This is a genomic window from Paenibacillus sp. 01T47, assembly GCF_056398245.1.
The window spans coordinates 382,129-407,778 of sequence record NZ_JBFTPA010000006.1; the positions used below are offsets into that span (position 1 = coordinate 382,129).

A 25,650-nucleotide genomic window follows, 5' to 3' on the forward strand; every position below is an offset into this window, starting at 1 on the left:
AACATTGAGGAGGTTGATCAAATGAATCTTAAACCGATGAAATCTTTCTATATGGGGCTTCTGACAAGCTTTGTACTAGGCATGAATGCCGTTATTCAATTTATAAACATTTATATGAATGATGGTCCTGAAGCTATAGGTTTCTTTTTCTTCTTTATGGGTTTTGTAATGATTGTTTTTTTTATAGTATACGTCGTGGATGTATTCAACAAAAACTACCAAATCATCCATGCCAAAATGGTTAGCAAGCATAAAAATATTATTTATGTTTTAAACGAAAACGGCAAAGTGAAACGAATTAGAGTCATCTATCCTGAAATTTTAAATGAGTTAGTTCCTGGGCAGCAGCTCGAAATTACATTGTCATCGACTCTATCAATACCGCTTCATATTGTTACAGTTGGCAAATCTAATGAAGGACATTTACATAATCATTTTGTGAAGTGTTTCCAACATATCGCGTGGGCGAATGCTCAAGTTATTATGGCGTTGAAATCGAGTGACCTTCCTATGGAGAAGCCATTAAGCTTGCTTAGTCATGTCCTTGCTGCCGAGAAGGTATGGCTAACCCGTATTAATGGAGAAGATAGTGCGGGGATGGCGATTTGGCCGACGCACACCTTAGAGCAATGTGAACGTTTCGCTGAGCAAAATAAAGCGGACTATGAAATTTTGTTCTCCAAGCTGGTTGAATCGGACTATGGGAATGAAAGTGATTACTCAGACAGTAAAGGAAATCCGTTTACTACAAAAATAAGCGATATCCTTACGCAGGTTGTTTTGCATGGCAGCTACCACCGCGGGCAAATCGCTTTATTGCTTAGGCAAGCTGGAGCAGAACCGATACTTACAGATTATATTATCTATGAGCGACAGGCAGCTTTAATAGAAAAAAGTATGCCAATTTCGAAATAGAAGTTGAATATGACGAAGCGAATCGTTAGTATAGAACAATGATATGACAATGATGTCGAGGTGACAGTCATGATTATATGGATTAATGGCGCGTTTGGCGCTGGGAAGACACAAACTGCGTATGAACTGCATAAAAGAGCGGAACATTCATTTGTATACGATCCAGAGAATGTTGGTTATTTTATTCGTAAAAATACACCGCGTTCAACTCATACGAGTGATTTTCAACAAAATCCGATGTGGCGTGACTTTAATTATGCGATGCTGAAGCATCTCGATGAAACCTATGATGGCATCATAATCGTACCGATGACAGTCGTTAATCCGCAATATTTTGAGGAGATCATTGGTCGCTTACGGGGAGATGGAGTGGAAATTATTCACTATGCTCTGTGTGCAACGGAAGAGACTTTAATGAAACGACTTCGGGGCAGAGGCGAGCGGAAAAACTCTTGGCCGATACAGCAAATAAAGAGATGTGTGGCAGCTCTTTCGGATGAAAGGTTTGGTCACCATCTGCAAACGGATCATTCGTCCATCATGGATAATGTGGAGCATATCGCTTCGCTTTCGAATATTCAATTGCTGCCGGACCAAAGAAGCTCGTTAAAAAGATCGTTTGATCGCGTGATCACGCAGGTGAAGTACATTCGATTTTAAGAAAAAGAAATTAGGAAACTGGGAGGAACATCATGTCTAACTTAATGAACAACAAGGTAATCGTAATTATGGGTGTAGCCAATGAACGCAGCATAGCTTGGGGAGTAGCTAAATCACTGCATAATCAAGGTGCTAAGCTGGTTTTCACTTACCGTAAGGAAAGATCATTGGAAAAACTCAAAAAACTGCTCGAGCAGCATCAAATAGAAGCGTTGGAAGCCGTTTCCTGCGATGTGCTTGATGACAATAGTGTTATTGAGGCATTTAAGCAATTGGAGCAGAAGGTTGGCGTTATTCATGGCGTAGTTCATTCCGTCGCGTTTGCTGAGAAGGATGAGTTGCAAGGGGAATATGTAGACACAACAAGAGAAGGTTATTTGCTTGCGCAAAACTCCAGCTCCTACTCGTTAGTTGCCGTTGCGCGTGAAGCGAAGAAGCTTATGACCGAAGGCGGAAGCATCGTTACGCAAACGTATATCGGCGCAGAACGAGTGGTAAAAAACTATAATGTTATGGGCGTTGCGAAAGCTGCGCTTGAAGCCAGTGTAATGTACCTTGCTGAGGATTTGGGCAAATATGGAATTCGTGTTAATGCGGTATCTGCAGGTCCAATTCGGACGCTTGCTGCAAAAGGCGTTTCAGGCTTTAATGACATTATGTCCACGATCGAAGAAAGAGCGCCGCTTCGTCGCAATATAGATCAGGATGAAGTTGGAGATGCAACGATGTTCTTGCTTAGCCAGTTGTCGAGAGGCATCACAGGGGAAGTTCTTCACGTGGATGCCGGTTATCACATTCTTGCTTTGTAATTCGTTCAAATAAAAAATGGCTCAGATCTCATAACGAGGTCTGAGCTTTTTTTATGGATGTTTTAACCTATGCGGTAGAGTCGATTCGAACGATAGGGTAGATCTGTCTCCTGCAATTCACTTTATTTTGATTGAATAGCGGCTTTGATTTGAAGATTGACAGCTTTTACATCAATAGAAGGTAGTGTTTTATCTTCAAGCTTATACTTTTCTTTTAAGCTTAAAATGCGATAAACGCTTTTATCCAGCATATCCCTCGAAATAACGCCGTCGCGTGCATTTTTTTTGAGCGATTGGAGGACGGATAGCTGCGTTTTGTAATCATGTCCGATGAGGATGATATCACTTCCAGCCAAAATCGATGTGACTGCAGCTTTCCCAACATCAAAATGCTCCGTTATGCCGCCCATCGTCATATCATCAGTCATAACGACTCCTTCATAACCGAGTTCCTCGCGCAATAATTTCGAAATCATCTTTTTGGAAAGGGAAGCAGGGTAGTCTTTATCGATCTTCGGAATTAACAAATGGGCAATCATAATCGCATCGGTATCCTGCTGGATCGCTTCGACGAATGGAAGCAGCTCAAATGCCTTAAGCTCTGCCAAGGATTTATTCACGACAGGCAGATCGAGATGAGAATCTACTGAAGTATCGCCGTGTCCTGGAAAATGCTTGACGACTGCAGCCACTTGCTTAGATTGAATGGCTTTCATCGTTTCCAGGCCATGTGTAATGACTGTTTCTGCGTTGGTCCCGTAGGATCGATTGCCGATGACAGGATTTTTTGGGTTGCTGTTAATATCTAATACAGGCGCAAAATCCATGTTAAATCCGATGGAGCGAACTTCTTCACCAAGCGCTTGTCCAATTTGAAATGTGTAATCGGTATTGCCAGCTTTACCAACCTCAGCGGGGGGAGGAAGCTTAATGTACTCTTCGGGCATACGATTCACTTTCCCGCCCTCTTGATCGACACTTAGCCATAGAGGTGTTTGATTTTTTTGATTGGTTTCTTTTAGCTGATTAAGCAGTTTTAATATTTGTGCTGCATCGTTCATATTGTCCTTATACAAAATAAATCCGCCAACCCGGTATTTTTCAATCAGCTCTTTTGCCTGCTTATCCATTGAAGTACCTTCAAGACCTACGATGACCATTTGGCCGATTTTCTCATCTAAAGTCATGTTGGCGATTTTTTGTTTGAGCGGATCATTTTGTTCCGCTGGCTTGTCAGTCGATTTGTCAGTCGGTTTCGGGCTAGGCATAATCGTTGGCTGGTCACTTGGACTTATTGTTGGTGATGGAGATGTTGAAGTGTTACCCGTACTGCAACTTGAACAAAGGATTAAAAGGGTTAGTAGTGTAACTGCTTTTTTTATCATCATAAATTCCTCCCTCGTTGCATGATCACCTTTATTGGCACGACTTATGCCTGCTGACAATTTGAATATTGCTCATTTTCCCATCATAAGCTGTATAGGTTATGAAAGCTACTACACATATTTTAAAGTCGAGGAGGACTATGATGGAGGATCATCCCCAAGATCCAAATAGCGGCTCAGTTATCCCTCAGCCCATTCGAGCAAGTGATGGAACGGGAAATATAGACCAAGGTCCGCGTGATATTATGCGTGATATTGAAAACCCGAACATGCTCGTCCCTCCCGTTACCGATTCGGGTTTGCTTCCTAATTTGAAATTTTCATTCTCGGATACACATATGCAATTAAACAAAGGCGGCTGGTCACGCGAGGTAACCGTTCGAGACTTGCCGATCGCAACAACTCTCGCGGCAGTCAATATGAGTCTCACAGCAGGCGGCGTTCGAGAGATGCACTGGCATCAGCAAGCCGAATGGGCTTATATGCTGCTTGGTAAAGCACGAATTACTTCAGTTGATCAAGCTGGACGCAATATGATCGCTGACATCAGTGAAGGAGATCTTTGGTATTTTCCGGCAGGCATCCCTCATTCCATTCAAGGGCTTGAGGGAGGCTGCGAATTTTTGCTTGTTTTTGATGATGGCACCTTCTCTGATCTGAATACATTATCCATATCCGATTGGTTTGCACATACGCCAAAAGACGTGTTGTCTGCAAATTTTGGCGTTCCCGAAAGCGCTTTTCAACATATTCCTTCCGATCAGGTTTATATTTATCAAGATAAGGTGCCAGGGTCAATTGAAAGCCAAAAGGTGCAATCTCCATATGGTGAGGTTCCCTCTCCATTTACACATCGCTTGTTGGCGCAGCCACCACTTAAAATTCCTGGCGGAAGTGTGCGGATTGTGGATTCCTCGAACTTTCCTATCTCGAAAACGATTGCTGCCGCCCTCGTAGAGATACTGCCGGGAGGAATGCGTGAGCTTCACTGGCATCCAAACAACGATGAGTGGCAATATTATCTTGCTGGACAGGGCCGTATGACCGTGTTTGCTGGAAACGGTGTCGCTCGAACCTTTGATTACCGTGCAGGTGACGTTGGATACGTACCATTTGCTTATGGACATTATATCCAAAATACGGGCAGCCAATCACTTTGGTTTTTGGAGATGTTCAAAAGTGATCGCTTTGTTGATGTGTCATTGAACCAGTGGATGGCGCTAACTCCGTGTGAACTGGTTGAAAGTAATTTGCATGTCGGTCCGGAGCTGATGGATGCCCTGCGCAAAGAGAAATGGCCTGTTGTAAAATATCCGAACTTCTCCTATAAACCGAAGTAAGCAGATATGATGATAATGAAGATTTTCTAAAAAGTGATTTCATGTTTTTTGGGAAATCTTCTTAATTTTGTGGACAGGTTCTCTTCTAAAACAGCAATGTGGTAAAGTATAGCTATGATGATAGGTAGGAACGAATGAGGAGGTTGTGAAATGAAAAATGATAGCAAACCTAACAACCTGCATGAAACTCAGACAACAATGAAGGTAGAAACAAAAAACAGCTCCTTCAATCCCTTATTTGATGATGCAAGAAGGATTGAGGGCGGTCAATCCCCGCAGAAAGTCATTTGGAGTACATTGCCAAAAGGAATAAGAGTGCTAGGCTACCTTTTTATCGCAGCTGTAATTGGCATGCTGCTCTTTGCTTTAAGTACAAATTTTATATAAGAACACGAACATAGGAGAACGATGATGCTGAAATATAATATTTGTTTTATTAAACGCGCCAATGAAATATTGTTGCTAAATCGTGAGAAATCCAGCTGGATGGGCTGCTGGAATGGGATTGGCGGCAAGCTTGAACCGCAGGAGTCTCCGAGGGAAGCGATGATTAGAGAGATTGAAGAAGAAACGGGTATTCGTCATTACGATTTGCATTTTAAAGGATTAGTTACCTGGTCTGGCGATAATTTTGATTTTGGCGGCATGTATGCGTATATAGCAGAAGTGCCGGCTTCCTTTGGATATGCGACACCTAAGAAAACAGATGAAGGGATTTTGGACTGGAAAACATTCGAATGGATTATGGATAAAAACAATGTCGGCATCGTGTCCAATATTCCAATCACACTGCCTATGATGCTGAATGAAGCCCATAGTTACGATCATCATTGCGTCTATAAAAACGAGAATTTAATCGATATTAAACATAAAGAGATTTCTTCCAGCATCGAATCAGATACTTCTAGTAGAGAGCTATATTTAAGCGGTTACGCGATTAAACAAGAATCGCATAGTTAATGAATGTACAGTAGAGAGGATGAGTCGATTGATTAAAGCGTTGGTCTTTGATTTTGACGGTCTTATTATTGATACGGAAACGCCATCCTATTATGCTTTTCGTCAAGTTTATGAGGAGTATGGAGTAGAGCTGCCTGTGACGCTGTATGCCAAATGTGTAGGGACGTCGCTGGATCAATTTAACCCTTATACTTATATTGCCGATTGTGTAACTGAAACGATAGATTTAGCAGCTGTTAAAGCAAAATTTAAAGAAGTCTATGCAGAGCTTCTTAAGTCAGCTGATATTCGCCCAGGCGTGATGGACTACTTGAATGAGGCGAAGCGTATGAATCTCAAAGTTGGTCTCGCATCCAGCTCTCAGCTTTCTTGGATAAAGCCATATTTGGTTAAACATCAATTGGATCATTATTTTGACAGCTTCAGTACAGCTGATGAGGTCGAACGGGTCAAACCTGATCCGGAGCTGTATTTGCTGGCGCTGCAGAAGCTTGGAGTTGAAGCGAGTGAAGCGATTTCATTTGAGGATTCTCTAAACGGGTTTTTAGCAGCTAAAGCAGCGGGACTACATACAGTGATCGTTCCAAACGAGCTGACGAAGGATTTTGCTTTTATGGATTATGATTTACTGATTCCTTCAATGGCAGATAGAAGCTTGTCTGATCTTATTGAAACGAGAGAATTAAAGGCACCACGTATAGGGGAGAAGCGTTAAGTAATAAAACCATCAAGATTTCACAGCATTGTTGATTTACATAGAGGATTAGGTTATTTTTCATATAGAGAATATTCATACTTACAACATACAGAATTGAGGAATGAAAATTGAAATTTAGACCTTGTATCGATTTGCATGACGATAAAGTGAAACAAATTGTCGGTGAAACTTTGAATGCCGAAATCATAGAAAACTTTGTATCCAAACAAGATTCAGCTTATTATGCAGAATTGTTCAAGAAAGACGCGCTTACGGGCGGTCACGTGATTATGCTCGGCGGCGGAAACGAGGAAGCGGCAGTTCGGGCTCTTGCGGCATATCCTGGCGGCTTGCAAATTGGCGGTGGTATTACTGCGGATAACGCTGCTTTTTATTTGGAGAAGGGCGCTTCGCATATTATTGTGACCTCATATATTTTTAAAGATGGTCAGCTGAATGAGGATCATCTTGCGAAGATCGTCGCTGAAGTGGGGAAGGACCGTTTAGTAATCGATCTAAGCTGCAAGGAGAAGGACGGGCAATGGTTTGTTGTGACGAATCAATGGAAGCAATTCAGCGAGTTCGTTGTTAACCAACAAAACATCTCATTCCTTGAGCAATATTGCAATGAGTTTCTTGTTCATGCTGTTGATGTGGAAGGCAAGCAGAGCGGCATTCAGCAAAGCCTCGTTCGTTCATTAGCTGATTGGGTAACGATTCCGACAACCTATGCCGGCGGGGCAAGGTCGATTGCGGATATGGATCAATTTAATGAGCTTTCAAATGGCAAGCTGGATATTACAATCGGCAGTGCGCTTGATATTTTTGGCGGGCAATTATCCTATGAGGAAGTTGTTGCCTACAGTAACAAGGCTTAGAGAGAAAACAGCAACGAAGCTGGCTAACTGAGACTTCGTTTCCTAGGTGGTGTTAAGGATGGATGTGGAAGAATATTATTGCAGGTTAAGAAACACTTTTCCAGCAAACCCAGAACGCGAGCCTATTTTTTTATCCATGGAACGGATCTGCGACATATTGTCTTGTACACGCAGAAATGTACAAATACTTTTGACAAAAATGATGGAAAAGAGCTATATCGAATGGTTGCCCGGTCGTGGCCGCGGCAATCTCTCGCAAATCGTATTTCTTGTTTCATACCGTGATATCGTTCTCGGCAAAGCGAAGGGGCTAGTCGAGAGAGGGAAGATCAACGAGGCTTGGAGCATGCTCGAGATGCTTCAGGATCCAGCTGTGAAATCCGAAATTATGACATGGTTGTCTGAATTATTTGGCGTGAAGAGGGATATGGAGGAGAAGGATGTACTGAGATTTCCCTTTTATCGTCCTCTCTTGCGCTTAGATCCTGCTTTCGTCTGTCGCCGCATGGAGACGCACTGGATAGAGCAGGTTTTTAATACATTGGTCAGATATTCAAATCAGGATGGTAAATTCCACCCTCAGCTCGCTCATTACTGGGAAAGCAACGTGATGAAAACGAGCTGGACGTTTTTTTTGCGCAAGGGCGTTCGTTTTCACAATGATAAGATAATGACCTCGCGAGATGTCGCATTTACTTTTCAAAGACTGCTCACAAGCTCGCCTGCGGAGTGGTTAACGTCCAAGATTAAGGAAATAAGAGAAACGAGCAAGTACAGCATTACCTTTGAGCTAAATGAGCCTAATGCGCTGTTTCTTCATTTCCTTTGTACGGAACGTTATTCGATTGTACCTGAAATGCTCGATGGTACTGGTTCTGATGAGCAGTTTGCCATCATGCCTATTGGGACTGGGCCGTTCAAGATTACCAAAAACAATGAGTCTATGCTCGTTGCAGAAGCCAATGAGTTTTATTTGGAAGGTTGTCCTCATCTGGATCGCATTGAAATGTGGGTGTGGCCAAATTATGAGGAAAATCAAGAGCAGCTGCAGTCAGACGGTGAAGATCAACTGGTTTATTTTGAAGCGCAAATCAAGGAGAGTTTAAGACCAGCGCTGGCACAATTGGAGAAAGGCAGCACTTTTATTACCATCAATACAGCGAAAAAAGGCATCACGCAGCAAATGAAGTTCCGCCAGGCTTTGCACTACGGAATAGATCGGCAGCAAATGATCCACGAATTAGGCGGCATTAGGCACCAGCCTTCAACCGGCTTTAATTTAGAGGATACGGATAAGGCTTTCTATAACGATTATGATACGCAACTAGCGGCAACATTGCTTGAAGAGTCAGGATATAAGGGCGAGACCATTACGTTATATACTTATGAAATGCCTGCGAATGATCAAACTTCGAAATGGCTGCAAAGGGTTTACAAGTATTTAGGCATTTCACTGGAAATCGTAAAGCTTTCGCTCGAAGAGCTTGCTAATCCCGAAATCATAATGAAAGCGGATATGATCCTTAGTGGGGAAGTACTCGGAGAGCAGCCTGATATTTCGCTTATTGAGATGTATATGTCAAAGAACAGTTTTATTACGAACCATCTGGGTGCGGTTGACAAGATGAATATCAATCAACAAATTTCAAATTGTTTGCGGTATGAGAATTCAGATATTAGAATGGGTTATTTGATAAGCATACAAGAGGAGCTCAAACGAAATTTCAGCTTATTGTTCTTATATCATAGCCTGCAGATTGTAGGACATCATCAAACGCTGCAAGGAATTTCGTTAAACGCATGGGGTAAAATCGATTATAAAAACGTCTGGTTAAGAAATACGTGATGATTAGCTCGTTTTTATTTGGATTTGCGAGGTGAGATTATGAATGAGCAGGAGCTCATCGACAACATTATCAAAGGTATAGACATACTTCGTGGCAGCAGTCGAATATCAAAAATAAATAAAGGTTATATTTACAATTGGATTGGAAGCGGGACAAGAGCTTGCTAAGATGCATAAGTGGCATGCTCCTGCTTCAGTCTTGTCATGGCATGACCGTAAGCTTGCAAAGCATAAAAGCTATATCGAGCAATATATGGCTAGTGGGGCTCGAATGAAAGACGATGCGCAGATTCTATCCTTTATTGAACAAAATCTGCATCTGATGAAGGATCGGCCTAACGTTTTTCAGCACGATGATTTTCATGTGGGCAATTTAATTGTAAAAGAAGGCAGATTAGCCGGCGTCATTGATTTTAATCGATGGGACTGGGGAGATCCGGTACATGAATTTCTGAAGGCCGGGATGTTCAGCAGTGAAATCAGCATTCCATTTACGATGGGTACGATTAAAGGATATCATGGCGAACTAGAGCCTGATGAGAAGTTCTGGACCTTATATTCTCTTTATCTTGCGATGACGATTATCTCCTCAATCGTTTGGATATTGAAGGTGCGGCAAGTTGAGCTGCCTATTATGGTAGAGAAGCTGGAGCGAGTATTAGAGGATCATCATTATTTTGACAGCATAGTTCCACGATGGTATTTGGAGGTTCAAGAATATGAGACCGGATCATTATAAGCTTATGTACGAATTTGTAAAATGGGCAGGCGGACATTCGCATATTACTGGAATTGCGTTGGTTGGGCCTTGTGCGGACGATGAGAGTGAAGAGGATTCGAATTTAAGCTTTCTTCTCGTTACCGATAAGAAGCAAAAAACAGTAGATGCCATTTTATATCAGTTCCAATACGAGGCTATAGAGCAAGCGACGAAAGAGGAATATGCTTTGCTAACCTCTCTAAAAATAGAGTATGCAAGTGGAATCGAAGCTGACTTTGGTGTTGCAGATACCGAGTGGCTGCATAGACCTTTGGAGCAGGGATTGGGTGACTTGTTAGTGCAAGGCTTCAAAGTCATTTGGGAACAAGAAGAAATGTTCGATGATATTTTAAGAGCGATTGCTAGACATGCTGTTGAACTAGAGAATGGGGCTCTTTAATATAAAGCAGGCTGTACCTAATGGTCAAAAACCTTTAGATCCAGCCTGCTTTTTTATTAAGAACGAAATGTGAAAGAGACCAGCTCTGCTGTTAGTACATATTTGGTTTCTAAGGCAGTTGTCGTAATGGTCAAAAAGTTAGCGTTAAATGCCATCAACTGGCCTTCTTCATTTCCTGTTGAGGTCGTTATATAAATAATGCTGCCAATATGGCGCTTGAGTAAACTATAAATAGCAGTACCTGGAAGAATCTGATTTCCATTTGAAATAATAGACATCGCAAGCCTACTCTCCTTAGAATCTTGTTTATGAAACTGCTGGATTCTCGTGGACATAAATAATGTTTGCATAAAAGATTCGCAGCTCGTAAAGAAAACTATCTTGATCGAAGGAAACGAGTATAAAGTCGTTACCTACCTGATCGAGTCTTCCGATTACAGCAAGCTGACCAAAGCCATTCGTCATGACAAACACTTCTTTGCCGAGTAAAGCGATCAAATCGCCCGAAAGCGTTGTTGACATGAGCACAAACCTCTTCTCATAGGGAGTTATGAAATTGTTTCAATGTTCGTGATGAAGGAAAACGGGATAAACATCAAAGTACCTGCGACCGTGTTTAATTGGACAAGTGTTGATTGTACGCTGATTACTGTTCCAGTGAACCCGGTCGGCTGTCCCGGTGTCATGACATTAATGAGAGTACCAACAATAAGGTAGCCGTTAAGCAATGTAATGAGCTCTGTAAAGTCAAACCCGCTTGACGGTCCCGGGGGACCCTGAACGCCTTGAAGACCCTGAAGACCCTGCGGTCCTAATGAACCGGGGACGCCTTGTGGTCCTTGAATGCCTTGAGGACCAACAGCTCCAGCCGCTCCTTGTGCTCCTGCTGCGCCTTGAGGACCTGTAAGACCGGTTGGACCGGCAGGGCCTTGCAAACCTCTTTGCCCACTTGGACTTCCCTTTTTCTGTACTTTAAGGTGGCAGCGATCGGTCTTTCTTTTTTTGTGTTTCCGCACAACTTTAGGTTTACATTCCGTATTGCTCAGACTGCCATTGCTATGATGTAAGTGCAGCTTGCCATGAATAACGACATTTCTCTTTTTACTCACTATTTTTTTCCGTTTCTTGCTCACAGTCTGAAGCTGCACTGTGGGTGAATTTGCAGAAGCTATCAAAATATAATCCCTCCTATAAAGCTATTGCTCCTATATATGTATTTCTTTTTGCCAGAAAAGGGACTAGGGATTACCCCAATTATGCTAGTGAAGAGGATAGATAGACGTATTTTCATAGTTTTCAAAAATGATTTGAATGGTAAAAGGGATTATAAAAACAATCTACCCTATAATCAACTTAAGATGTATAATCATGGGAATCAATAAGCAAAGGAGAGAGGAATAGTTATGATACATTATCAGAACGATAAAAACTTGTCCGCGCAAGACTTGTCGCAAGTATTTGCGAGCTCTGGGATTAAAAGACCTTATCAAGATTTAGAACGCTTGCAAAAAATGATCGATCATGCAGATATCATTATTAGTGCATGGGACGGCAATAAACTGGTCGGAATAGCGCGGGCGATTACAGACTATTCCTATTGCTGCTATCTGTCTGATTTGGCAATTGATCACGACTACCAAAGATTAGGTATCGGCAAGGAGCTGGTAGAGCGACTTAGGCAAACACTTGGTGCGCAAGTGTCACTTGTCTTGTTGTCTGCACCTTCAGCTGTCGACTATTACCCGAGAATTGGATTTACCTCTACGGATAAAGGCTTTGTAATAGCAAGAGAACGTTAAGTTTATTTAGAAACGTAGAGAGGGGGAAAGTCAGTGATCGAGTCGAAAATAGCTATTAATCAAGATGTTCATATTCATTACTTAGATTCAAAACCAGATGCAGACCAAAAATTAACCCCATTAATCATATGCCCAGGGTTATCGGAAACAGCTGAAGAATATGAGGATTTATTGTTATATTTATTGCCTCGAAGAGCAATCGTTCTCTCGTTCCGCGGGAGAGGGCAAAGCGATACGCCGTTTAATCATTACGATCTAAAAGATCACATAGAAGATCTTTCAGCTGTTGTTGAAGCTGCAGCCGTGGATCGCTTTCATCTGATGGGATACTCTCGGGGTGTATCTTATGCGCTTGGTTATGCTCAAACGAACGAGCATCACTTAGAATCACTTATTTTAGAAGATTATCCTGCAGAGCATAAACAAATGTCGGCTGAATGGCGTCACGATTATATTTTTAATTATTTGAAGCCGATGAAGCGGGAAGAGAAAATAAGAGAACAAGCGGTTATCGGAATTGAGCGGGACTCTTCACAGCTGCAGCTGGATGTGAAGCTTAAGCTGCCTGTTCTTGTTATGAGAGGGATGCTAGAGGGATCTCTGCTTAGCGATGCGGAACTAACTCATTACAAGCAGTTGTTCAGCAATATAACGGTTAAAGAGTTTTTTGAGTCTGCTCATAATATTCGCGGTACCGAAAGGGTAGAGCTCTATCAAACAATCGAGCAGTTTATCAAGCATCGTTAGAAAAAGTAGTACGGATGCGGTTCAACTTGAAAACCCAGTTGACAATGAAAATGATAATTGTTATCATTAGGTGACTTTTGAGGTGAAACTATTGTTACCTCACAGCCATATATCGTCTTACAGGGGGAACTATCGTGATTAACCGCAACAAGAGATTTGTACTTGTATTTATGAGTTTGATTGTCCTATCCATTTGTCTAGCAGCTTGCGGAGGTAATAAAACAAATAATACACCTGCTGCTACAGTGGCTCCAACAGATGCGCCAAAAGAAAGAAAACTAACAGATGCATTAGGTAACGAGGTTACCATTCCAGCTAATCCTCAGCGCGTCATCGCTTCTTATTTAGAAGATCACTTAGTAGCTATAGGCATTAAGCCAGTTGCTCAGTGGTCCGTTCCTAACGGTATTCAAGATTACTTGCATGATTCGCTTGCTGACGTTCCAACTATACCGTATGATCTTCCATTCGAAGCCGTAACAAGCTTTGAACCAGACCTTATTCTTATGGCATATGATGCGAATGTGGAGGGCGATAAATTTGCGCAATACTCCAAAATTGCTCCAACCTTCACCATTGGCGATAAATTGATTGCTGACTGGCGTGCTACTTTGCTGAAAGTCGGAGAGGTTTTTGGAAAGAGTGCAGAAGCGCAAAAAGCTTTGGATGAGTATGATGCAAAAGCGAAAGCTGCTAAAGAAAAACTGCAAAGCGCAATCCCAGGAGAATCAGCTGCAGCTCTTTGGTTTGTACAAGGCAACTTTTATATCGTAAGTGAAAAGCTATCGAGTGGTGATCTTCTTTACAATCAATTAGGTTTGACTGTTCCAGAGGTTGTAAAAGAAGTTTCTGCAACAGGAACGGGCAACTGGAACGCCATTTCGCTAGAAAAACTAGCTGAACTTGATGCCGACCATTTGTTCCTCATTAACAGCGGCACAGATGCGGATTCCCAAGCATTAAGCGATCCAATCTGGAAAAACATCCCTGCTGTGAAAAACGGTAAAATTTATGAGTACCCAAGCACATCAAGCTGGTTGTACGCAGGTACGATTGCTTATTCACAAGTCATTGATGATGTATTGGAAAGCATTGTGAAATAATAGCAGTAGAGTTGAACAAAGGGCTGTACCTCCGTGCGAATTGTGCATTGGGGTACAGTCCTTTTCTCTGTGGCAAGCCTTCCGTACCTTTTGAAATCCATGTATAATCATGGAAGATAGGACACTGGACAAGGAGTTGTATAATGATGACTTTTCATATGAAATCAACCGTACCGATTCTTCGCATTTTTGATGAGGCGAAAGCACGAGACTTTTATTTCAATTTCTTGGAATTTATATGCGATTGGGAGCATCGTTTTGAGCCAGACTTGCCGCTCTATATGCAAATCTCTAATGGCGATTGTGTCATCCATTTATCGGAGCATTATGGCGATAGTACGCCTGGTTCAGCAATCCGCATTGAAGTAGACAATGCCAAGGCGCTTCAAGAGCATTTGTTAGCCAAAAAATATAATTTCGCTAGACCTGGCTTTGATGAAGAATGGAATCAAGTGAGCATTACAGATCCATTTGGAAATCGTCTGCACTTTTATTCTGCTAAGTCTGAGGAAATTAGTTAGATACGGTTGAATTAGAGACATGTGAAGGGGCTGAAATATTGGATCAATTGATTTTAAATATGGCTAGAGAGGTTGCTATTGCTGCTGCTTATGAAGCGGGCCGGCTAACACGTGAGAAGTTTGGAACATTGGATCATTATGAAGAGAAAGGCGACCATGGCGATATCGTTACGGAAGTCGATTATTTGGCAGAGAGCATCATACTAAATAAAATTAGAAGCGTATTCCCCGATCATCGCATTCGCTCAGAGGAATATGGCGAGAATGATCTGACTAGCGAATGGCTGTGGTTGGTCGATCCCCTTGATGGAACTAATAATTTTGCGGTTGGATTGCCGTTGTTCGGCATCTCGATCACGCTCTCTTATAACTTTAAACCGGTGTTGGCGGTCATTTATGAGCCGATGACAGATCGTTTGTACGTGGCAAGCTCAGGCGAAGGCACCTTATGCAATGCTAGGCCAATACATATGAAACAACCAAAGGCTTTTGCAAAAGCGAGAGTTGGCTGGATACAAGGTCATGCGGTGCAAAATGAACAGCGTGCCGTAACGCTTAGGCATTACATAGACGTTAACACGAAGCGGATGATGCGGCTGTGGGCGCCAACGCTGCAATGGACGATGCTTGCCAGAGGGGATTTGGATGCAATCATCGTTTACAACTCGGAGGGCGAGGATCTATATTCAGGTATTGTAATGGTTCAGGAAGCGGGCGGCGTTGTCATTGATTACGATGGCAATCCTTTTAAAGGCGTAAATGAAGAGCCTTATTTAATTGCATGTCACCCTGATCACCAGACGTATTTTATGAACCTTGTTAAACAAGGACTGTCAACGTAAGAAAAGGATGGAAATCGCTTTATTCGTATAAAATAAGGAAACAGTTTTTGGGTAGTGATCGACCCGCTAAGGAGAGACAACATGGTAGAAGCACTCATAGGAAGCTTTATTTCTGCAATGGCTACCGTGCTAGGCGCGGTTCCGCTGCTCTTCGTCAAAAGTCTTTCGGAAAAATGGAAGGACATATTGATTGCTTTTACAGCTGGAATCATGGTTTCTGCGTCTACCTTTGGCTTGCTGCCGCAAGCTCTCAAGGAATCTGGGCTAATCCCACTGACGTTAGGACTTTTAATTGGCGTGATTGCGCTTGACCTCATTGAAAAAAATCTACCCCATATCGATATTGAGCAAAAAAGAGGGATCTCATCCTTTGACAGCAAGTCTCTGCTCGTCATATTTGCATTAATCATCCATAACATTCCGGAGGGCTTAAGCACCGGCTTTAGTTATGCAAGTACGAATGGCGGACTTGGACCAATGGTAGCTATTGCAATCGGGGCTCAGAACATGCCGGAAGGGCTCGTCCTTGCCATCTTCCTTATTCATTCCAAGGTGAGCAAGCTGAAGCTTATGCTAATCGTAACCTTGACGGGTCTAATGGAGGTTGTCTCTGCGATAGTCGGTTATTTTGCGGCAAGCTATGTGGCTGGGCTTATTGGCTATGGACTTGCGTTTGCATCTGGTGCTATGTTGTTCATCGTCTATAAGGAGCTAATTCCTGAGACACATGGACATGGTTATGAACGTTCTGCAACCTATTCCTTTATCATAGGGCTGCTTGTGATGGTGTATATTAGTCATTTCTTTGGTTAATCATTCCAAAATCAAGATGTAATTTTGACGGGAAGCACAAACTTTATATTTTAATTGGTTTTTCAATCTTTATTCGTTTACAATGAACGATAGAAAAGGGAGGTATCATAATATGTCGAAGATAAACAGGATGTTGCTTGACGTTGATACAGGCATTGATGATGCTTTAGCTATCTTATATGCACTGCTTTCACCAGAGATTAAGGTAGAGGGTATTACGACGGGATTTGGGAATATCGACGTTGAACAAGCTACGGAAAATACGCTGCGTGTCATTCAAGTTGCAAATTGCGGTTATGAGGTTCCCGTTGCGAAGGGTGCATCAGGTCCGCTCAAGCGAGTGTTCCCAGGCGCTGTCGCTCATATTCATGGACATAATGGCATCGGCGATGCAGAATTGCCGCCAACTCATCAGAAGCCTCTGGAGGGTATATCTGCTGCGGAATTCATCGTTCAGAAAGTGAATGAGAGCCCAGGAGAGCTTATTCTTGTAACTGTAGGCAGACAAACGAATCTAGCTCTCGCTCTACAGCTAGATCCTTCCATTGTAACGAAATTCAAAAAGGTCGTTATTATGGGTGGAACAGTATTCGCACCAGGCAACATTACACCCGTGAGCGAAGCAAATCTGTACGGTGATCCAGAGGCAGCAGCGCTAGTATTCGAATCAGAGCTTCCAATTACAATTGTCGGCTTGGATGTAACACAGAAGACTCGTCTTACAAAAACACATATGGAGCAATTATCACGCGAGATTGCTGATGATAAACATGAAATCCTTGATTTCCTAAATGTCGCTTTAGAGCGTTATTTTGAATTTTATGCATTTTCCAATCACTTTGACGGCGAATGCGCAATGCATGATCCGTTAGCTGTTATTGTAGCTATTAATCCTTCTCTCGTGAAAATAGAAACGATGAATGCGGTTATTGACTGCGGTGAAGGTTTAACGGCAGGGATGATCATTACGGATCGCAGAGTACGTTCGGTTGTAGGCCGTCCTGTTGATTTCTGTTTGGAAGTTGAGCAGGAGAGAGCGATCTCCCAGCTATTATCCGTATTTAAAAAAGGGGAATAATCATCAATGGAGCAGAGGCATTCACGCGAGTCCAGATGTTACAAAACGGCAAGAGTATTTCCGCCGGACGTCAACAATCACAATACATTGTTTGGCGGGAAACTAATGGCTTACATCGACGATATTGCTTCGATTGCAGCAACCAAGCATTGCCGGCGTTCAGTCGTGACCGCCTCCACAGACTCTGTTGATTTTTTGCATCCCATCAGGCCTTCAGATTCGGTATGCTTAGAAGCATTCGTAACGTGGACAGGCCGAACCTCAGTAGAGGTTTTTGTGAAGGTAATCAAAGAGGATTTATTAAGCGGCGAACGTAAAATTGCAGCAACCTCTTTTTTAACCTTTGTTGCACTGGATGAGAATCGGAAGCCCGTTCCTGTACCAATCGTTGTACCGGAATCGGAAGAGGAAATAAAATTGTTCGAGACAGCTGAGCACCGAGCGGACATGCGCAAGGTGAGAAGAGATGAAAGCAAAAAGTTTGCTGGATTTTTGACGGTTACTTATCCTTGGGATTAACTTTTGATTTCTCAAAAGACTGCGTCAGCATAAAAATTGCTGTCGTGGTCTTTTTTTTTTGATGAAATTGCTGTTTTTTGTGGGGAATGAGAGAAAATGCAGCGTATTTGTATCGATTTATGTATAAAAATGATCCGAAATACGGGTGCGGAACAAATGTTCTCATATGATTTAGCCTAATTAGATGATATTTTTCATCATCTTGGGCAAAATTGACTTAAATGCCGACCTGATAGATATTGAATTAAAAATTGGGTGAATTGACTAAAATTAATGGTTTTTATCCCCAATATGCTCATTTTGCTGGTAGGGAACACTTGTTCCCTTTTATATTTTAGCGCTCAGATAGTAAAGGCAGCTCTTTTTATCGGAGCTGCCTAAACATTAGATTAGCAGCTTTTGTCCTTTTTCTTCGGTATTGCTTCGTCGTTTCTGCTTTGCTTATCACCAAATTGATCGAGCCTGGATGGACTTGAAGCTGGTCCATCATTATCAGGTTTATTGTTTCTTCCTGTCAATGTCATCACCTCCAGCATTATAGGGTGAGCAAGATCTGTCCATTTCATACCCACAAAAAATCGGTGAATTGGAGCCTGTTTGTCCAATTAGACGTAGTAGTGTATGTACAACATTTTTTCAGTCTAATTATTCAGAGTATGGAGAGTGCTGCAGGATGAATTTTACTTTCATTTTTACACGTGCATTTTTGTTAAGTTTATTGGGTGCAATCGGGTTCATATGGATATCCATTTGGATTGGCGATCAGCGAATTGCAAATTTTGATCAGAGCATCATCAGTAAAATTCAAGGAGCGGAATCTGATACTCTTACAGCGATAATGAAGTTTTTTTCGTTTATTGGATCAGGAGTTATGGTTTCTATTTTAGCCATCATCATGTTAGTCGTATTAGCAAAATTGCAATATAGAAGAGAACTGTACTTCTTTGCAGGAATCTTAATTGGATCAACCATTTTAAATAGTGTGCTAAAATTGAGTTTTCAACGTGTCAGGCCAACGATTTACCGCATTATTGAAGAAAATGGCTATAGTTTTCCGAGTGGACATTCCATGGCCGCTTTCACTTTTTACGGGATTATCATTTTTCTATTATGGAAGCATATTCCGAAAGCGTATTGGCGTGTCATTTTGATCTTAGTTGGTTCAGTTATGATACTGGGGATAGGAATTAGCCGGATTTATTTAGGGGTCCATTTTCCAAGTGATATTGTAGGTGGATATTTGGCTAGTGGGACATGGCTTGCTGTATCGATCGGTTTGTATCAGTATGTGCTCGATAGAAGAAATCGGAAATTGAAAAGTTAACTGGGCTGGGACTTTATCAAGCTTCATTAAATGAATATGAACGATTAGAACAATGGGTTTGACAAAATCATCCTAATTCATAATTAAAGATCGGAAGAGAGTGTCTCTTTCCGGTCATTTTTTTGTAAAGTGTAGAGACTATTTGGTATAGTTGTCGTTAATGACGAAGCACTGAGGAGTAAATATGAATTGTATTGCTATCCAGCATTATTATAAAGTGAAGAGAGAAATCACAAGTGTAGAACAAAAAACAGTAGTGGATGAACGTGTTATGTATTTATACAAAGAGAAAATTGTTACTAAGTACCATGAATTTCCGATATCGGAAGTATTCGATTTATCGTATAAACCGATTGGCGGGGATGGCGGTATTTTCTATTTGCACACGCTGCAGGGTGTTTTCTCGTATATGCTATCCACAGATCCAGCGTCTTTTATAGAAGCGTTTAAGGATTTAAGCAGCTCTTCTCCAAAAGAATGATTCATGTTGAAAATAAACCAAATAGCGTTGTAGCTCTTGATGAGACCGCCCTTGATTAAAGGCGGTCTTTCCATGTTTAGACAGGTATCCATTTTGCCGAATATGAAGAAGGACGAGCCTAACTGCTGTAATCTTAGCTGTAATCTTAATGGAAGCTTAATTGTTGGCTCCAATAACGAATAAGAGTTAAGGTCTAGTTAAAGCTGAGTTACACAAGATCTAAGAGTGGTTTGTTAGAATGAGGAAGACAAAAGCAAAGCTATATAAATAAGCAGGTGATTTATCGGAATTCAACTGAATTGGTTAAAACAAAGAATGTAGAATAAGGGGAGAAAATGAATGATGAAAAAAATACTTAGATTTTTACTTAAAGCTGTAATTGTCATTATTATAGCTATTGTAGTTTTTCTAGCCGTCGTTTTTATCGTTAATATCATCAGCAATAAAACGGACAAAGATAAAATCGTATCTTATGGTCAGCTTGTACCTGTAGACGGGAAAAATATGAATGTTTTGATTCAAGGCGATGGTAAAGAAACGGTTGTGCTGCTGCCTGGTTACGGAACAGGAGCGCCAGCGCTTGATTTCAAACCACTAATTGATGAGTTGGCACCATTTTACAAAGTAGTCGTGATTGAGCCATTTGGGTATGGCTTAAGTGATGTTACAGAAAAAGAACGTACTACTGAAAATATAGTGAAAGAAATTCATGAAGCGCTGCAACAGCTAAATATTAACCGCTACACGTTAATGGGCCACTCTATAGCTGGTATTTACGGTCTAGATTATGTGAACAAATATGAGAATGAAGTTACAGCATTTGTTGGGATAGACAGCAGTGTTCCAACACAAGGCGGTTTAGATGAACCATTTCCATCAGATGTGTATAAAATACTCAAAAAGACTGGTTTCTTGCGATTGTTATCGAAACTAACCGACGATCAGCTTATTGCACCAGAAGTTAATGATGAAATGAGAGAACAGATTAGAATAATCTCTCTCAAAAATATGATGAATCCCAATATCATTAGTGAAGGGGAAAATTTCAAGCCTAATTTTGCCGCTGTTGAGAATTCGAAATTCCCGAAAGAGCTTCCTGTTATTTTCTTTTTAGAAGCGAATAATACGGATGTTGAAGGCTGGGAACAATTGCATGAAGAACAGATAAAAGATCTAGTTCATGGAAAATTGATGACATTTGAAGGCACGCATTATCTACACCATACAAGGTCCAAAGAAATCGTGGAAAACTATAGGAGCTTTATGGAGGATGTAAATAAAGGCCAGTAGAAAGTTCTGGCCATATACAATTGAATATAAAGCAGGCGCTCCTGGACTACTGCCGGGAGCGCCTTTTTTCGTGTTAAGTATGATAATACATAGAAGTAACCCCGATTTTGTTTCCTTAAGCTTGGATTTGAAAACCCTGAAATCATCATCTACCTTTCTATACAAGAGTGAACAGCCGGAATGAGAGAAGTAGGGAAATAAACTGACAGCGTGATCCTTCCGGAGCTTATGCTTTTAGAAAGGGTTGGGATAATCAGCAGCTTGGAAGAAGGGAGAAATAGAAATGAAGTATTGGGCTTTGTGATATAATATGGTAAAATCTTCAACTCCATAAACGCAGAGACGATCCCACATGTAGCGTCATCTTTCAGAAAAATTATCTCTCAATAACCGTTGTTTCCGGAGTTCCTGGATTTGAAGACATCCAAGAGGAGGAAAACAGAGCTCAGCCCTAACGGCAAATATCAGAAGCTTGTTCTGCAATTCGCTGCAATCGGCAAGGAAGTAGAGTCTCTTGAAATTAGGGATAATGATAAGAATGTGCTCCTTAAAAAAGTAGAGAAGATTTCGCCTAATAGTGATCTCCAGACGATTGAGGTAGATATTTCTGGAGTAAAGAACATCGCAATAAATGTGACACAAGCTGTTGACGGCGGGTTCATTATTCCGCTAGATACTTCAATCTACAAGTAAGATTAAGCAGAAAAGCCCACAATGCCCGTATAGGCGTAGTGGGCTTATTTTCATGAGTGATTACATTAGATTTTTTCTCGTTCTTTTGGTTTGAATGACAGACTCATTCTTTAAAATAGGGCGTAATCCCGCTTGAATATAGGTTCTCCAATAAATTGAAAAATTGTTCTGACGATAAATCCTTTTGACGCTGGAGCCAAAGACGAAATAAAGAAAGGGAAGTTGTCAGGTAAAACTCAATTAAGTATGGCGTTAAGGAATGGTTTTGCGGAACGTTTAATTCTAATTGATCCAAAGTGATTTCATTTTTTAAGCGTTTTAAAAAACGGGCACTTCCATAATCACCCAAAAGGGCATTAAGAACCAGGAGATGTTCTCTTTTGTCCAGACAATAGAGCGTATCTTGAACCGTATGCATCGTTAGCTCTTTATTCGCCAATTCTTTTTTCATGTCATTCAATAAGTCATTTTCAACAGAGTCTAACAATTCGTAAATGTCAGTAAAGTATTGATAAAAGGTGCTGCGGTTATATCCTGACTTATTCGCAATTTCCTGAACCGAAATTTTCTCAATCGGCTTTTGGATATATAACTCACAAAAAACTTCTACAAACTTTTGTCTTGTTTTCTCCGTTATTTGGGGTTGCTTTTTCATGTTTCCCTCCTACTAGCGAATAAGAATATCATCCGACAAATAATAAAAAACTGATGGTTGATCAAGGAATAATAAAGATTTACAATCACATCATACAACATGTTGTCTGATAATCAAAAAGGAAATGTTAATAAGTAGGGGTGGTTTAAATGTCAGCAAAACAAGATAGAATTTTAATTTTTGGTGCAGGTGTCATCGGGAGTATGTACGCAATTAAGCTTATTGAAGCAGGGTTTGACGTTACCCTGTTTGCACATTCTAATAGATTTAAATCATTAAGAGAAAATGGCCTGCAATATAAAGAAAAAGATACAGTTAGATCGATACAAGTGAATGTCATTGATACGCTCGAAAATGACGATATATATGATTTTATTTTCGTTACCGTTCGTTATGATCGGTCCGAATCAGCTTTGTTAGCGCTAAAAGATAATCAAAGCAAAAATATAGTTACGATGACTAGTAATTCAATTGGATTTTCTTCGTGGCAGGATATCGTAGGGGATAGACTTTTACCAGCTTTTCCAGGCTTCGGCGGACAGATTAAAGATGGAGTATTGCATGCTCGATTTCTACCAAAGATTATAGCAGCAACTGCATTTGGAGAAATGAATGGTGTAGTGTCAGAACGCATAGAAAACCTCGCAAAATTATTTAAAACAGCAAAGCTTCCTTACGTTATTAAAAAGGATATGCAAGCGTATCTAATCACACATTCCGTATCAGACATTGCCATGTTAAGCTTTTTGCATTCTGAGAATAAGATAATTGACAAAAAAACAGTCAGAACCAGAAAGACGGCACGCAAAATAACAGTCACTTTAAAAGCGTATCTAAGGGCAATACAAAAAGCTGGCGTTTCAATAGATCCACCAATGCTTAAAATAGTGCTTAAATTTCCAAACTTAATTTTGGATCTTTTCTTTATGACATGGCTACGAACTAAAATGGTTAGGGATATGATGTTGCCGGATTATGCGAATAATGCTAACAATGAGATTGTGCAGTTGCGTCATGATTTAATGAAATTTTTAAATCAAAATGAGATCAAATCGGAAATACATGTTTAGTAATGTTTTTGTTGAAATATTATGGTAATGTTTTTTTCTGCAACAAAAAAGAGAAGAATGTAAAAAGTAGATATACGTTATTAATGCATGTTTGTGTCGCAACATACAAATCGATTATCTAGCATGAAAGCATTTTAAAGAAGGTTCACTTCAGCTGAGGTGAATAAATAGTTAATACGTAATAAGATGACAAAGTATCAATGATATGAATGTTGAGATTACCTTTAAGACTAATCCGAAGACCGGATTAGTGAAGTTGTTTTTATTTCTGATTTAGAAATAATCATACATTGACAACAGATACAGAATAAAGGTTTTTGTACAGATGTCCCAGTAATTAGCGTTAAACCAAGGGACAGGATAGCGCAACTTCCAACTACTGGTATCGTATAAGTAATTGTTGAGTTAACTACCATACATTTACAATTGAGTATTTTTAAGGAGTGAGAAAATGAGAGTTTACTCGAAACACATTAGAATAATCATTCTTGGTGTTGTTTTAACCATTTGCGTAGTGGGAGGTACTATGGCGTTTCAACGCGATGCTAAAAGCACGATTAATCAAAGCCTCACAAATCTTCCTAGCTATCCTGAAAATGAAAATGGACAGACATACGGTTCTGCCAATGAAAGCACTTCCGTTGAAATGCAACCTGACTTAATTTTTTCAGGAAGTGTGAATGGCATTGCAGGATACTTGCTGAAAGAAGATTATCTCGGTGAACTTAGTCGTAATGTCCCACTGTATGATGTTGATGGAGTAAACATAGTTGGTTCTTTGTATATTAGCCCTAAGAATATGAACTATCCTAAAAATAAAAACGGACAGACATACGGTTCTGCTGCAGATGCAACTTCCTACGAAACGGGACCTGATTTAATTAGTGCAACAGGTGTGGATGGCACTACGGGATATTTGCTAAAAAAAGATATAGACGGTGAGCAGCCTAAGACACCCGAGGAAGCTCTAGCTATACAAAACAGTAGACCCCCAGGTGGTTATGATATCCCGCTATATGACGTTGATGGTAAAACCGTTATTGGTGTCTTTCATATTGGAGGCAATTGATAAAAAAAATGTCTTTCAATTGTTAAGCTAACGGGAGGTTTAGTGCAGGAAAAGGCAGTTAAAGTTATTATAATAAATAAGCTGTTTAAAATGAGGAGTTACCGCATGAAGCCGCTAAAAGAGCTTGTATTTGAGGATGAATCAGCACTTTTTATGATAAGACAATGGATTCGTGAATCTAACAATTGTAATGGAGCAGTTATCCTCCCCTCTTTCAAAGAATAAGGCGAAAAAGAATTGTTTCGCCTTCAATTAACAACTAAGTCAACGCTAGGTGCGGTCGCATATTCAACTGGTGGTATTTTACTTCAGAATGGATGGCTTCGCGTTTTAGGTTCAGGTCATGAAAATTTACCTAGAACGATCCATCATGGACCAAAAATTGTAAGTTGGAAAATGCCTTATTGGTTGCCGATGATATATTAGGCGGTTTTTTTGCTTTAAACGGCGGGTACTTTGATGAAGGTAAAGGAGAAATTTTTTATATTGCACCTGATACGTTAGCGTGGGAGTATTTAGAGATAGGCTATACTGATTTTCTGAATTGGTCTTGTACGGGGGATTTGTCGGGATTCTACGAACCATTTAGATGGAATAACTGGGAAACCATTGTTCCTACGCTAGATGGGAATCAGGGCATTTCTATTTATCCCTATCTTTGGTCTAATGAAGCAAAGGAAAGTGGAATTGAAAAATGTTCAAAAAAAGCAGTACCACTCGAAGAACTTTGGGGACTTAATTTTCAGTATAGAGAGCAATTAGGCACAGAATAAAAAACCTTTTTTGTTAGAGATTCATTACGCTCCCTCATAGAATAAGGTTTTTCTCACGAATACTCGCGAATTCACAGGATTTCACATATAGATTTAAATAGGAGTTTAAATGATTACATAACATGGGCTAGGCAGTTCCGTTTGAGGGCATGCGGGAATAGAAGGTGTTGGTCTATTTACAACATCTTCCTCAGAAAGATTTGCTGCACGCCTCTCTCCACAA

General features: G+C 40.7%; 33 protein-coding genes. 27 read left to right on the forward strand and 6 right to left on the reverse strand.

Annotated features, from left to right (window positions below; all coding sequences use genetic code 11):
* Nucleotides 1-21: 21 nt before the first annotated feature.
* From AC1DOV_RS15540 to fabI, 3 genes are all read left to right on the forward strand, one after another.
* The gene (locus tag AC1DOV_RS15540) at nt 22-915 is read left to right on the forward strand and encodes a DinB family protein (RefSeq protein WP_477550368.1); all 894 of its coding nucleotides are present in this window, start codon (nt 22-24) and stop codon (nt 913-915) included.
* Between the two features lie 69 nt (nt 916-984).
* The gene (locus AC1DOV_RS15545; RefSeq protein ID WP_477550369.1) at nt 985-1,575 is read left to right on the forward strand and encodes an AAA family ATPase; all 591 of its coding nucleotides are present in this window, start codon (nt 985-987) and stop codon (nt 1,573-1,575) included.
* Nucleotides 1,576-1,607: 32 nt separating this feature from the next.
* The gene (fabI, locus tag AC1DOV_RS15550; RefSeq protein WP_076269326.1) at nt 1,608-2,384 is read left to right on the forward strand and encodes an enoyl-ACP reductase FabI; all 777 of its coding nucleotides are present in this window, start codon (nt 1,608-1,610) and stop codon (nt 2,382-2,384) included.
* Nucleotides 2,385-2,506: 122 nt separating this feature from the next.
* Here the strand turns inward: fabI and nagZ are convergent, their stop codons facing one another.
* Nucleotides 2,507-3,772 (reverse strand): beta-N-acetylhexosaminidase, encoded by a 1,266-nt coding sequence (gene nagZ / locus AC1DOV_RS15555; protein WP_477550370.1) that lies wholly within the window; start codon nt 3,770-3,772, stop codon nt 2,507-2,509.
* Nucleotides 3,773-3,909: 137 nt separating this feature from the next.
* Between nagZ and AC1DOV_RS15560 the strand changes: the two genes are divergently transcribed.
* The 8 genes from AC1DOV_RS15560 to AC1DOV_RS15595 all read left to right on the forward strand — a co-directional run bounded on the left by AC1DOV_RS15560 (nt 3,910) and on the right by AC1DOV_RS15595 (nt 10,650).
* Nucleotides 3,910-5,109, forward strand: a complete 1,200-nt coding sequence (locus tag AC1DOV_RS15560) for an oxalate decarboxylase family bicupin (RefSeq protein WP_477550371.1) — start codon at nt 3,910-3,912, stop codon at nt 5,107-5,109.
* Between the two features lie 150 nt (nt 5,110-5,259).
* A complete protein-coding gene (locus AC1DOV_RS15565) occupies nt 5,260-5,496 on the forward strand; it encodes a hypothetical protein (RefSeq protein ID WP_477550372.1) in 237 nt (78 codons plus the stop codon).
* A 21-nt stretch (nt 5,497-5,517) separates the two neighbouring features.
* The gene (locus tag AC1DOV_RS15570) at nt 5,518-6,069 is read left to right on the forward strand and encodes an NUDIX hydrolase (protein ID WP_477512003.1); all 552 of its coding nucleotides are present in this window, start codon (nt 5,518-5,520) and stop codon (nt 6,067-6,069) included.
* Nucleotides 6,070-6,097: 28 nt separating this feature from the next.
* The gene (locus tag AC1DOV_RS15575) at nt 6,098-6,784 is read left to right on the forward strand and encodes an HAD family hydrolase (protein ID WP_477512004.1); all 687 of its coding nucleotides are present in this window, start codon (nt 6,098-6,100) and stop codon (nt 6,782-6,784) included.
* A gap of 110 nt (nt 6,785-6,894) precedes the next feature.
* Nucleotides 6,895-7,644, forward strand: a complete 750-nt coding sequence (hisA, locus tag AC1DOV_RS15580; RefSeq protein WP_477550373.1) for a phosphoribosylformimino-5-aminoimidazole carboxamide ribotide isomerase — start codon at nt 6,895-6,897, stop codon at nt 7,642-7,644.
* Nucleotides 7,645-7,702: 58 nt separating this feature from the next.
* Nucleotides 7,703-9,490, forward strand: a complete 1,788-nt coding sequence (locus AC1DOV_RS15585) for an ABC transporter substrate-binding protein (protein WP_477550374.1) — start codon at nt 7,703-7,705, stop codon at nt 9,488-9,490.
* Between the two features lie 142 nt (nt 9,491-9,632).
* Nucleotides 9,633-10,229, forward strand: coding sequence for an aminoglycoside phosphotransferase family protein (locus tag AC1DOV_RS15590; protein WP_477512007.1), 597 nt, complete (start codon nt 9,633-9,635; stop codon nt 10,227-10,229).
* Complete coding sequence (locus tag AC1DOV_RS15595; RefSeq protein ID WP_441907754.1) at nt 10,210-10,650, forward strand: hypothetical protein; 441 nt, start codon at nt 10,210-10,212, stop codon at nt 10,648-10,650. Before AC1DOV_RS15590 ends, AC1DOV_RS15595 begins: the two co-directional genes overlap by 20 nt.
* Before the next feature lie 56 nt (nt 10,651-10,706).
* On the opposite strand, the gene AC1DOV_RS15600 is transcribed toward AC1DOV_RS15595, so the two are convergent.
* From AC1DOV_RS15600 to AC1DOV_RS15610, 3 genes are read right to left on the reverse strand one after another with little or no spacing between them, the layout of a single operon-like run.
* Nucleotides 10,707-10,928: a DUF2642 domain-containing protein gene (locus AC1DOV_RS15600; protein WP_076269334.1), complete on the reverse strand. Its 222-nt coding sequence runs from the start codon at nt 10,926-10,928 to the stop codon at nt 10,707-10,709.
* A gap of 28 nt (nt 10,929-10,956) precedes the next feature.
* Entirely contained in the window at nt 10,957-11,172 is a 216-nt protein-coding gene (locus AC1DOV_RS15605) for a hypothetical protein (RefSeq protein ID WP_339209148.1), read from the reverse strand.
* A gap of 26 nt (nt 11,173-11,198) precedes the next feature.
* Nucleotides 11,199-11,825 carry a hypothetical protein gene (locus AC1DOV_RS15610; RefSeq protein ID WP_477512008.1) on the reverse strand — a complete coding sequence of 209 codons (627 nt, stop codon included), beginning with the start codon at nt 11,823-11,825 and terminating at the stop codon, nt 11,199-11,201.
* A 228-nt stretch (nt 11,826-12,053) separates the two neighbouring features.
* On the opposite strand from AC1DOV_RS15610, the gene AC1DOV_RS15615 reads away from it, so the two are divergent.
* The 8 genes from AC1DOV_RS15615 to AC1DOV_RS15650 all read left to right on the forward strand — a co-directional run bounded on the left by AC1DOV_RS15615 (nt 12,054) and on the right by AC1DOV_RS15650 (nt 18,072).
* Nucleotides 12,054-12,449, forward strand: a complete 396-nt coding sequence (locus AC1DOV_RS15615) for a GNAT family N-acetyltransferase (protein WP_441885733.1) — start codon at nt 12,054-12,056, stop codon at nt 12,447-12,449.
* Between the two features lie 33 nt (nt 12,450-12,482).
* Nucleotides 12,483-13,196, forward strand: a complete 714-nt coding sequence (locus AC1DOV_RS15620; protein WP_477550375.1) for an alpha/beta fold hydrolase — start codon at nt 12,483-12,485, stop codon at nt 13,194-13,196.
* Between the two features lie 134 nt (nt 13,197-13,330).
* Nucleotides 13,331-14,299 carry an ABC transporter substrate-binding protein gene (locus AC1DOV_RS15625; RefSeq protein WP_477550376.1) on the forward strand — a complete coding sequence of 323 codons (969 nt, stop codon included), beginning with the start codon at nt 13,331-13,333 and terminating at the stop codon, nt 14,297-14,299.
* A 143-nt stretch (nt 14,300-14,442) separates the two neighbouring features.
* Complete coding sequence (locus AC1DOV_RS15630) at nt 14,443-14,820, forward strand: glyoxalase superfamily protein (protein WP_477550377.1); 378 nt, start codon at nt 14,443-14,445, stop codon at nt 14,818-14,820.
* Nucleotides 14,821-14,858: 38 nt separating this feature from the next.
* Nucleotides 14,859-15,662, forward strand: coding sequence for an inositol monophosphatase family protein (locus AC1DOV_RS15635; RefSeq protein ID WP_477550378.1), 804 nt, complete (start codon nt 14,859-14,861; stop codon nt 15,660-15,662).
* Nucleotides 15,663-15,743: 81 nt separating this feature from the next.
* Complete coding sequence (locus AC1DOV_RS15640; protein WP_441885718.1) at nt 15,744-16,475, forward strand: ZIP family metal transporter; 732 nt, start codon at nt 15,744-15,746, stop codon at nt 16,473-16,475.
* Between the two features lie 112 nt (nt 16,476-16,587).
* The gene (locus AC1DOV_RS15645; protein ID WP_477550379.1) at nt 16,588-17,553 is read left to right on the forward strand and encodes a nucleoside hydrolase; all 966 of its coding nucleotides are present in this window, start codon (nt 16,588-16,590) and stop codon (nt 17,551-17,553) included.
* A 6-nt stretch (nt 17,554-17,559) separates the two neighbouring features.
* Nucleotides 17,560-18,072: an acyl-CoA thioesterase gene (locus AC1DOV_RS15650; RefSeq protein WP_339209163.1), complete on the forward strand. Its 513-nt coding sequence runs from the start codon at nt 17,560-17,562 to the stop codon at nt 18,070-18,072.
* 389 nt (nt 18,073-18,461) lie between these two features.
* Here AC1DOV_RS15650 and AC1DOV_RS15655 read toward each other — a convergent pair whose 3' ends face one another.
* Nucleotides 18,462-18,590 (reverse strand): hypothetical protein, encoded by a 129-nt coding sequence (locus AC1DOV_RS15655; RefSeq protein WP_256710960.1) that lies wholly within the window; start codon nt 18,588-18,590, stop codon nt 18,462-18,464.
* Nucleotides 18,591-18,745: 155 nt separating this feature from the next.
* Here AC1DOV_RS15655 and AC1DOV_RS15660 point away from each other — a divergent pair, with 155 nt between their 5' ends.
* From AC1DOV_RS15660 to AC1DOV_RS15675, 4 genes are all read left to right on the forward strand, one after another.
* Nucleotides 18,746-19,396, forward strand: a complete 651-nt coding sequence (locus AC1DOV_RS15660; RefSeq protein WP_477550380.1) for a phosphatase PAP2 family protein — start codon at nt 18,746-18,748, stop codon at nt 19,394-19,396.
* Nucleotides 19,397-19,580: 184 nt separating this feature from the next.
* On the forward strand, nt 19,581-19,877 hold the full coding sequence (locus AC1DOV_RS15665; RefSeq protein WP_477550381.1) for a hypothetical protein: 297 nt from the start codon (nt 19,581-19,583) through the stop codon (nt 19,875-19,877).
* Nucleotides 19,878-20,216: 339 nt separating this feature from the next.
* Nucleotides 20,217-21,167: an alpha/beta fold hydrolase gene (locus tag AC1DOV_RS15670; RefSeq protein WP_477550382.1), complete on the forward strand. Its 951-nt coding sequence runs from the start codon at nt 20,217-20,219 to the stop codon at nt 21,165-21,167.
* 414 nt (nt 21,168-21,581) lie between these two features.
* Nucleotides 21,582-21,860, forward strand: a complete 279-nt coding sequence (locus AC1DOV_RS15675) for a hypothetical protein (protein ID WP_477550383.1) — start codon at nt 21,582-21,584, stop codon at nt 21,858-21,860.
* Between the two features lie 103 nt (nt 21,861-21,963).
* On the opposite strand, the gene AC1DOV_RS15680 is transcribed toward AC1DOV_RS15675, so the two are convergent.
* Nucleotides 21,964-22,515, reverse strand: a complete 552-nt coding sequence (locus tag AC1DOV_RS15680) for a TetR/AcrR family transcriptional regulator (RefSeq protein WP_477550384.1) — start codon at nt 22,513-22,515, stop codon at nt 21,964-21,966.
* Nucleotides 22,516-22,664: 149 nt separating this feature from the next.
* Between AC1DOV_RS15680 and AC1DOV_RS15685 the strand changes: the two genes are divergently transcribed.
* The 4 genes from AC1DOV_RS15685 to AC1DOV_RS15700 all read left to right on the forward strand — a co-directional run bounded on the left by AC1DOV_RS15685 (nt 22,665) and on the right by AC1DOV_RS15700 (nt 25,427).
* Nucleotides 22,665-23,585: a ketopantoate reductase family protein gene (locus AC1DOV_RS15685; RefSeq protein WP_477550385.1), complete on the forward strand. Its 921-nt coding sequence runs from the start codon at nt 22,665-22,667 to the stop codon at nt 23,583-23,585.
* Nucleotides 23,586-24,036: 451 nt separating this feature from the next.
* Nucleotides 24,037-24,654, forward strand: coding sequence for a hypothetical protein (locus tag AC1DOV_RS15690; protein ID WP_477550386.1), 618 nt, complete (start codon nt 24,037-24,039; stop codon nt 24,652-24,654).
* 237 nt (nt 24,655-24,891) lie between these two features.
* A complete protein-coding gene (locus tag AC1DOV_RS15695) occupies nt 24,892-25,080 on the forward strand; it encodes a DUF2625 family protein (protein ID WP_477528935.1) in 189 nt (62 codons plus the stop codon).
* Complete coding sequence (locus AC1DOV_RS15700; protein ID WP_477512019.1) at nt 25,059-25,427, forward strand: DUF2625 family protein; 369 nt, start codon at nt 25,059-25,061, stop codon at nt 25,425-25,427. Before AC1DOV_RS15695 ends, AC1DOV_RS15700 begins: the two co-directional genes overlap by 22 nt.
* Nucleotides 25,428-25,650 lie beyond the last annotated feature (223 nt).

Bases quoted from the DNA above. Each gene is read 5' to 3' on its own strand.
- AC1DOV_RS15665 (WP_477550381.1), top strand. From the start codon at position 19,581: ATGAATTGTATTGCTATCCAGCATTATTATAAAGTGAAGAGAGAAATC.
- AC1DOV_RS15585 (WP_477550374.1), top strand. From the start codon at position 7,703: ATGGATGTGGAAGAATATTATTGCAGGTTAAGAAACACTTTTCCAGCA.
- AC1DOV_RS15670 (WP_477550382.1), top strand. From the start codon at position 20,217: ATGATGAAAAAAATACTTAGATTTTTACTTAAAGCTGTAATTGTCATT.
- AC1DOV_RS15605 (WP_339209148.1), bottom strand. From the start codon at position 11,172: ATGTCAACAACGCTTTCGGGCGATTTGATCGCTTTACTCGGCAAAGAA.
- AC1DOV_RS15680 (WP_477550384.1), bottom strand. From the start codon at position 22,515: ATGAAAAAGCAACCCCAAATAACGGAGAAAACAAGACAAAAGTTTGTA.
- AC1DOV_RS15650 (WP_339209163.1), top strand. From the start codon at position 17,560: ATGGAGCAGAGGCATTCACGCGAGTCCAGATGTTACAAAACGGCAAGA.
- AC1DOV_RS15685 (WP_477550385.1), top strand. From the start codon at position 22,665: ATGTCAGCAAAACAAGATAGAATTTTAATTTTTGGTGCAGGTGTCATC.
- AC1DOV_RS15560 (WP_477550371.1), top strand. From the start codon at position 3,910: ATGATGGAGGATCATCCCCAAGATCCAAATAGCGGCTCAGTTATCCCT.
- AC1DOV_RS15545 (WP_477550369.1), top strand. From the start codon at position 985: ATGATTATATGGATTAATGGCGCGTTTGGCGCTGGGAAGACACAAACT.
- AC1DOV_RS15660 (WP_477550380.1), top strand. From the start codon at position 18,746: ATGAATTTTACTTTCATTTTTACACGTGCATTTTTGTTAAGTTTATTG.
- AC1DOV_RS15690 (WP_477550386.1), top strand. From the start codon at position 24,037: ATGAGAGTTTACTCGAAACACATTAGAATAATCATTCTTGGTGTTGTT.
- AC1DOV_RS15645 (WP_477550379.1), top strand. From the start codon at position 16,588: ATGTCGAAGATAAACAGGATGTTGCTTGACGTTGATACAGGCATTGAT.
- fabI (WP_076269326.1), top strand. From the start codon at position 1,608: ATGTCTAACTTAATGAACAACAAGGTAATCGTAATTATGGGTGTAGCC.
- AC1DOV_RS15565 (WP_477550372.1), top strand. From the start codon at position 5,260: ATGAAAAATGATAGCAAACCTAACAACCTGCATGAAACTCAGACAACA.
- AC1DOV_RS15630 (WP_477550377.1), top strand. From the start codon at position 14,443: ATGATGACTTTTCATATGAAATCAACCGTACCGATTCTTCGCATTTTT.
- nagZ (WP_477550370.1), bottom strand. From the start codon at position 3,772: ATGATGATAAAAAAAGCAGTTACACTACTAACCCTTTTAATCCTTTGT.
- AC1DOV_RS15640 (WP_441885718.1), top strand. From the start codon at position 15,744: ATGGTAGAAGCACTCATAGGAAGCTTTATTTCTGCAATGGCTACCGTG.
- AC1DOV_RS15600 (WP_076269334.1), bottom strand. From the start codon at position 10,928: ATGTCTATTATTTCAAATGGAAATCAGATTCTTCCAGGTACTGCTATT.
- AC1DOV_RS15570 (WP_477512003.1), top strand. From the start codon at position 5,518: ATGATGCTGAAATATAATATTTGTTTTATTAAACGCGCCAATGAAATA.
- AC1DOV_RS15595 (WP_441907754.1), top strand. From the start codon at position 10,210: ATGAGACCGGATCATTATAAGCTTATGTACGAATTTGTAAAATGGGCA.
- AC1DOV_RS15540 (WP_477550368.1), top strand. From the start codon at position 22: ATGAATCTTAAACCGATGAAATCTTTCTATATGGGGCTTCTGACAAGC.
- AC1DOV_RS15615 (WP_441885733.1), top strand. From the start codon at position 12,054: ATGATACATTATCAGAACGATAAAAACTTGTCCGCGCAAGACTTGTCG.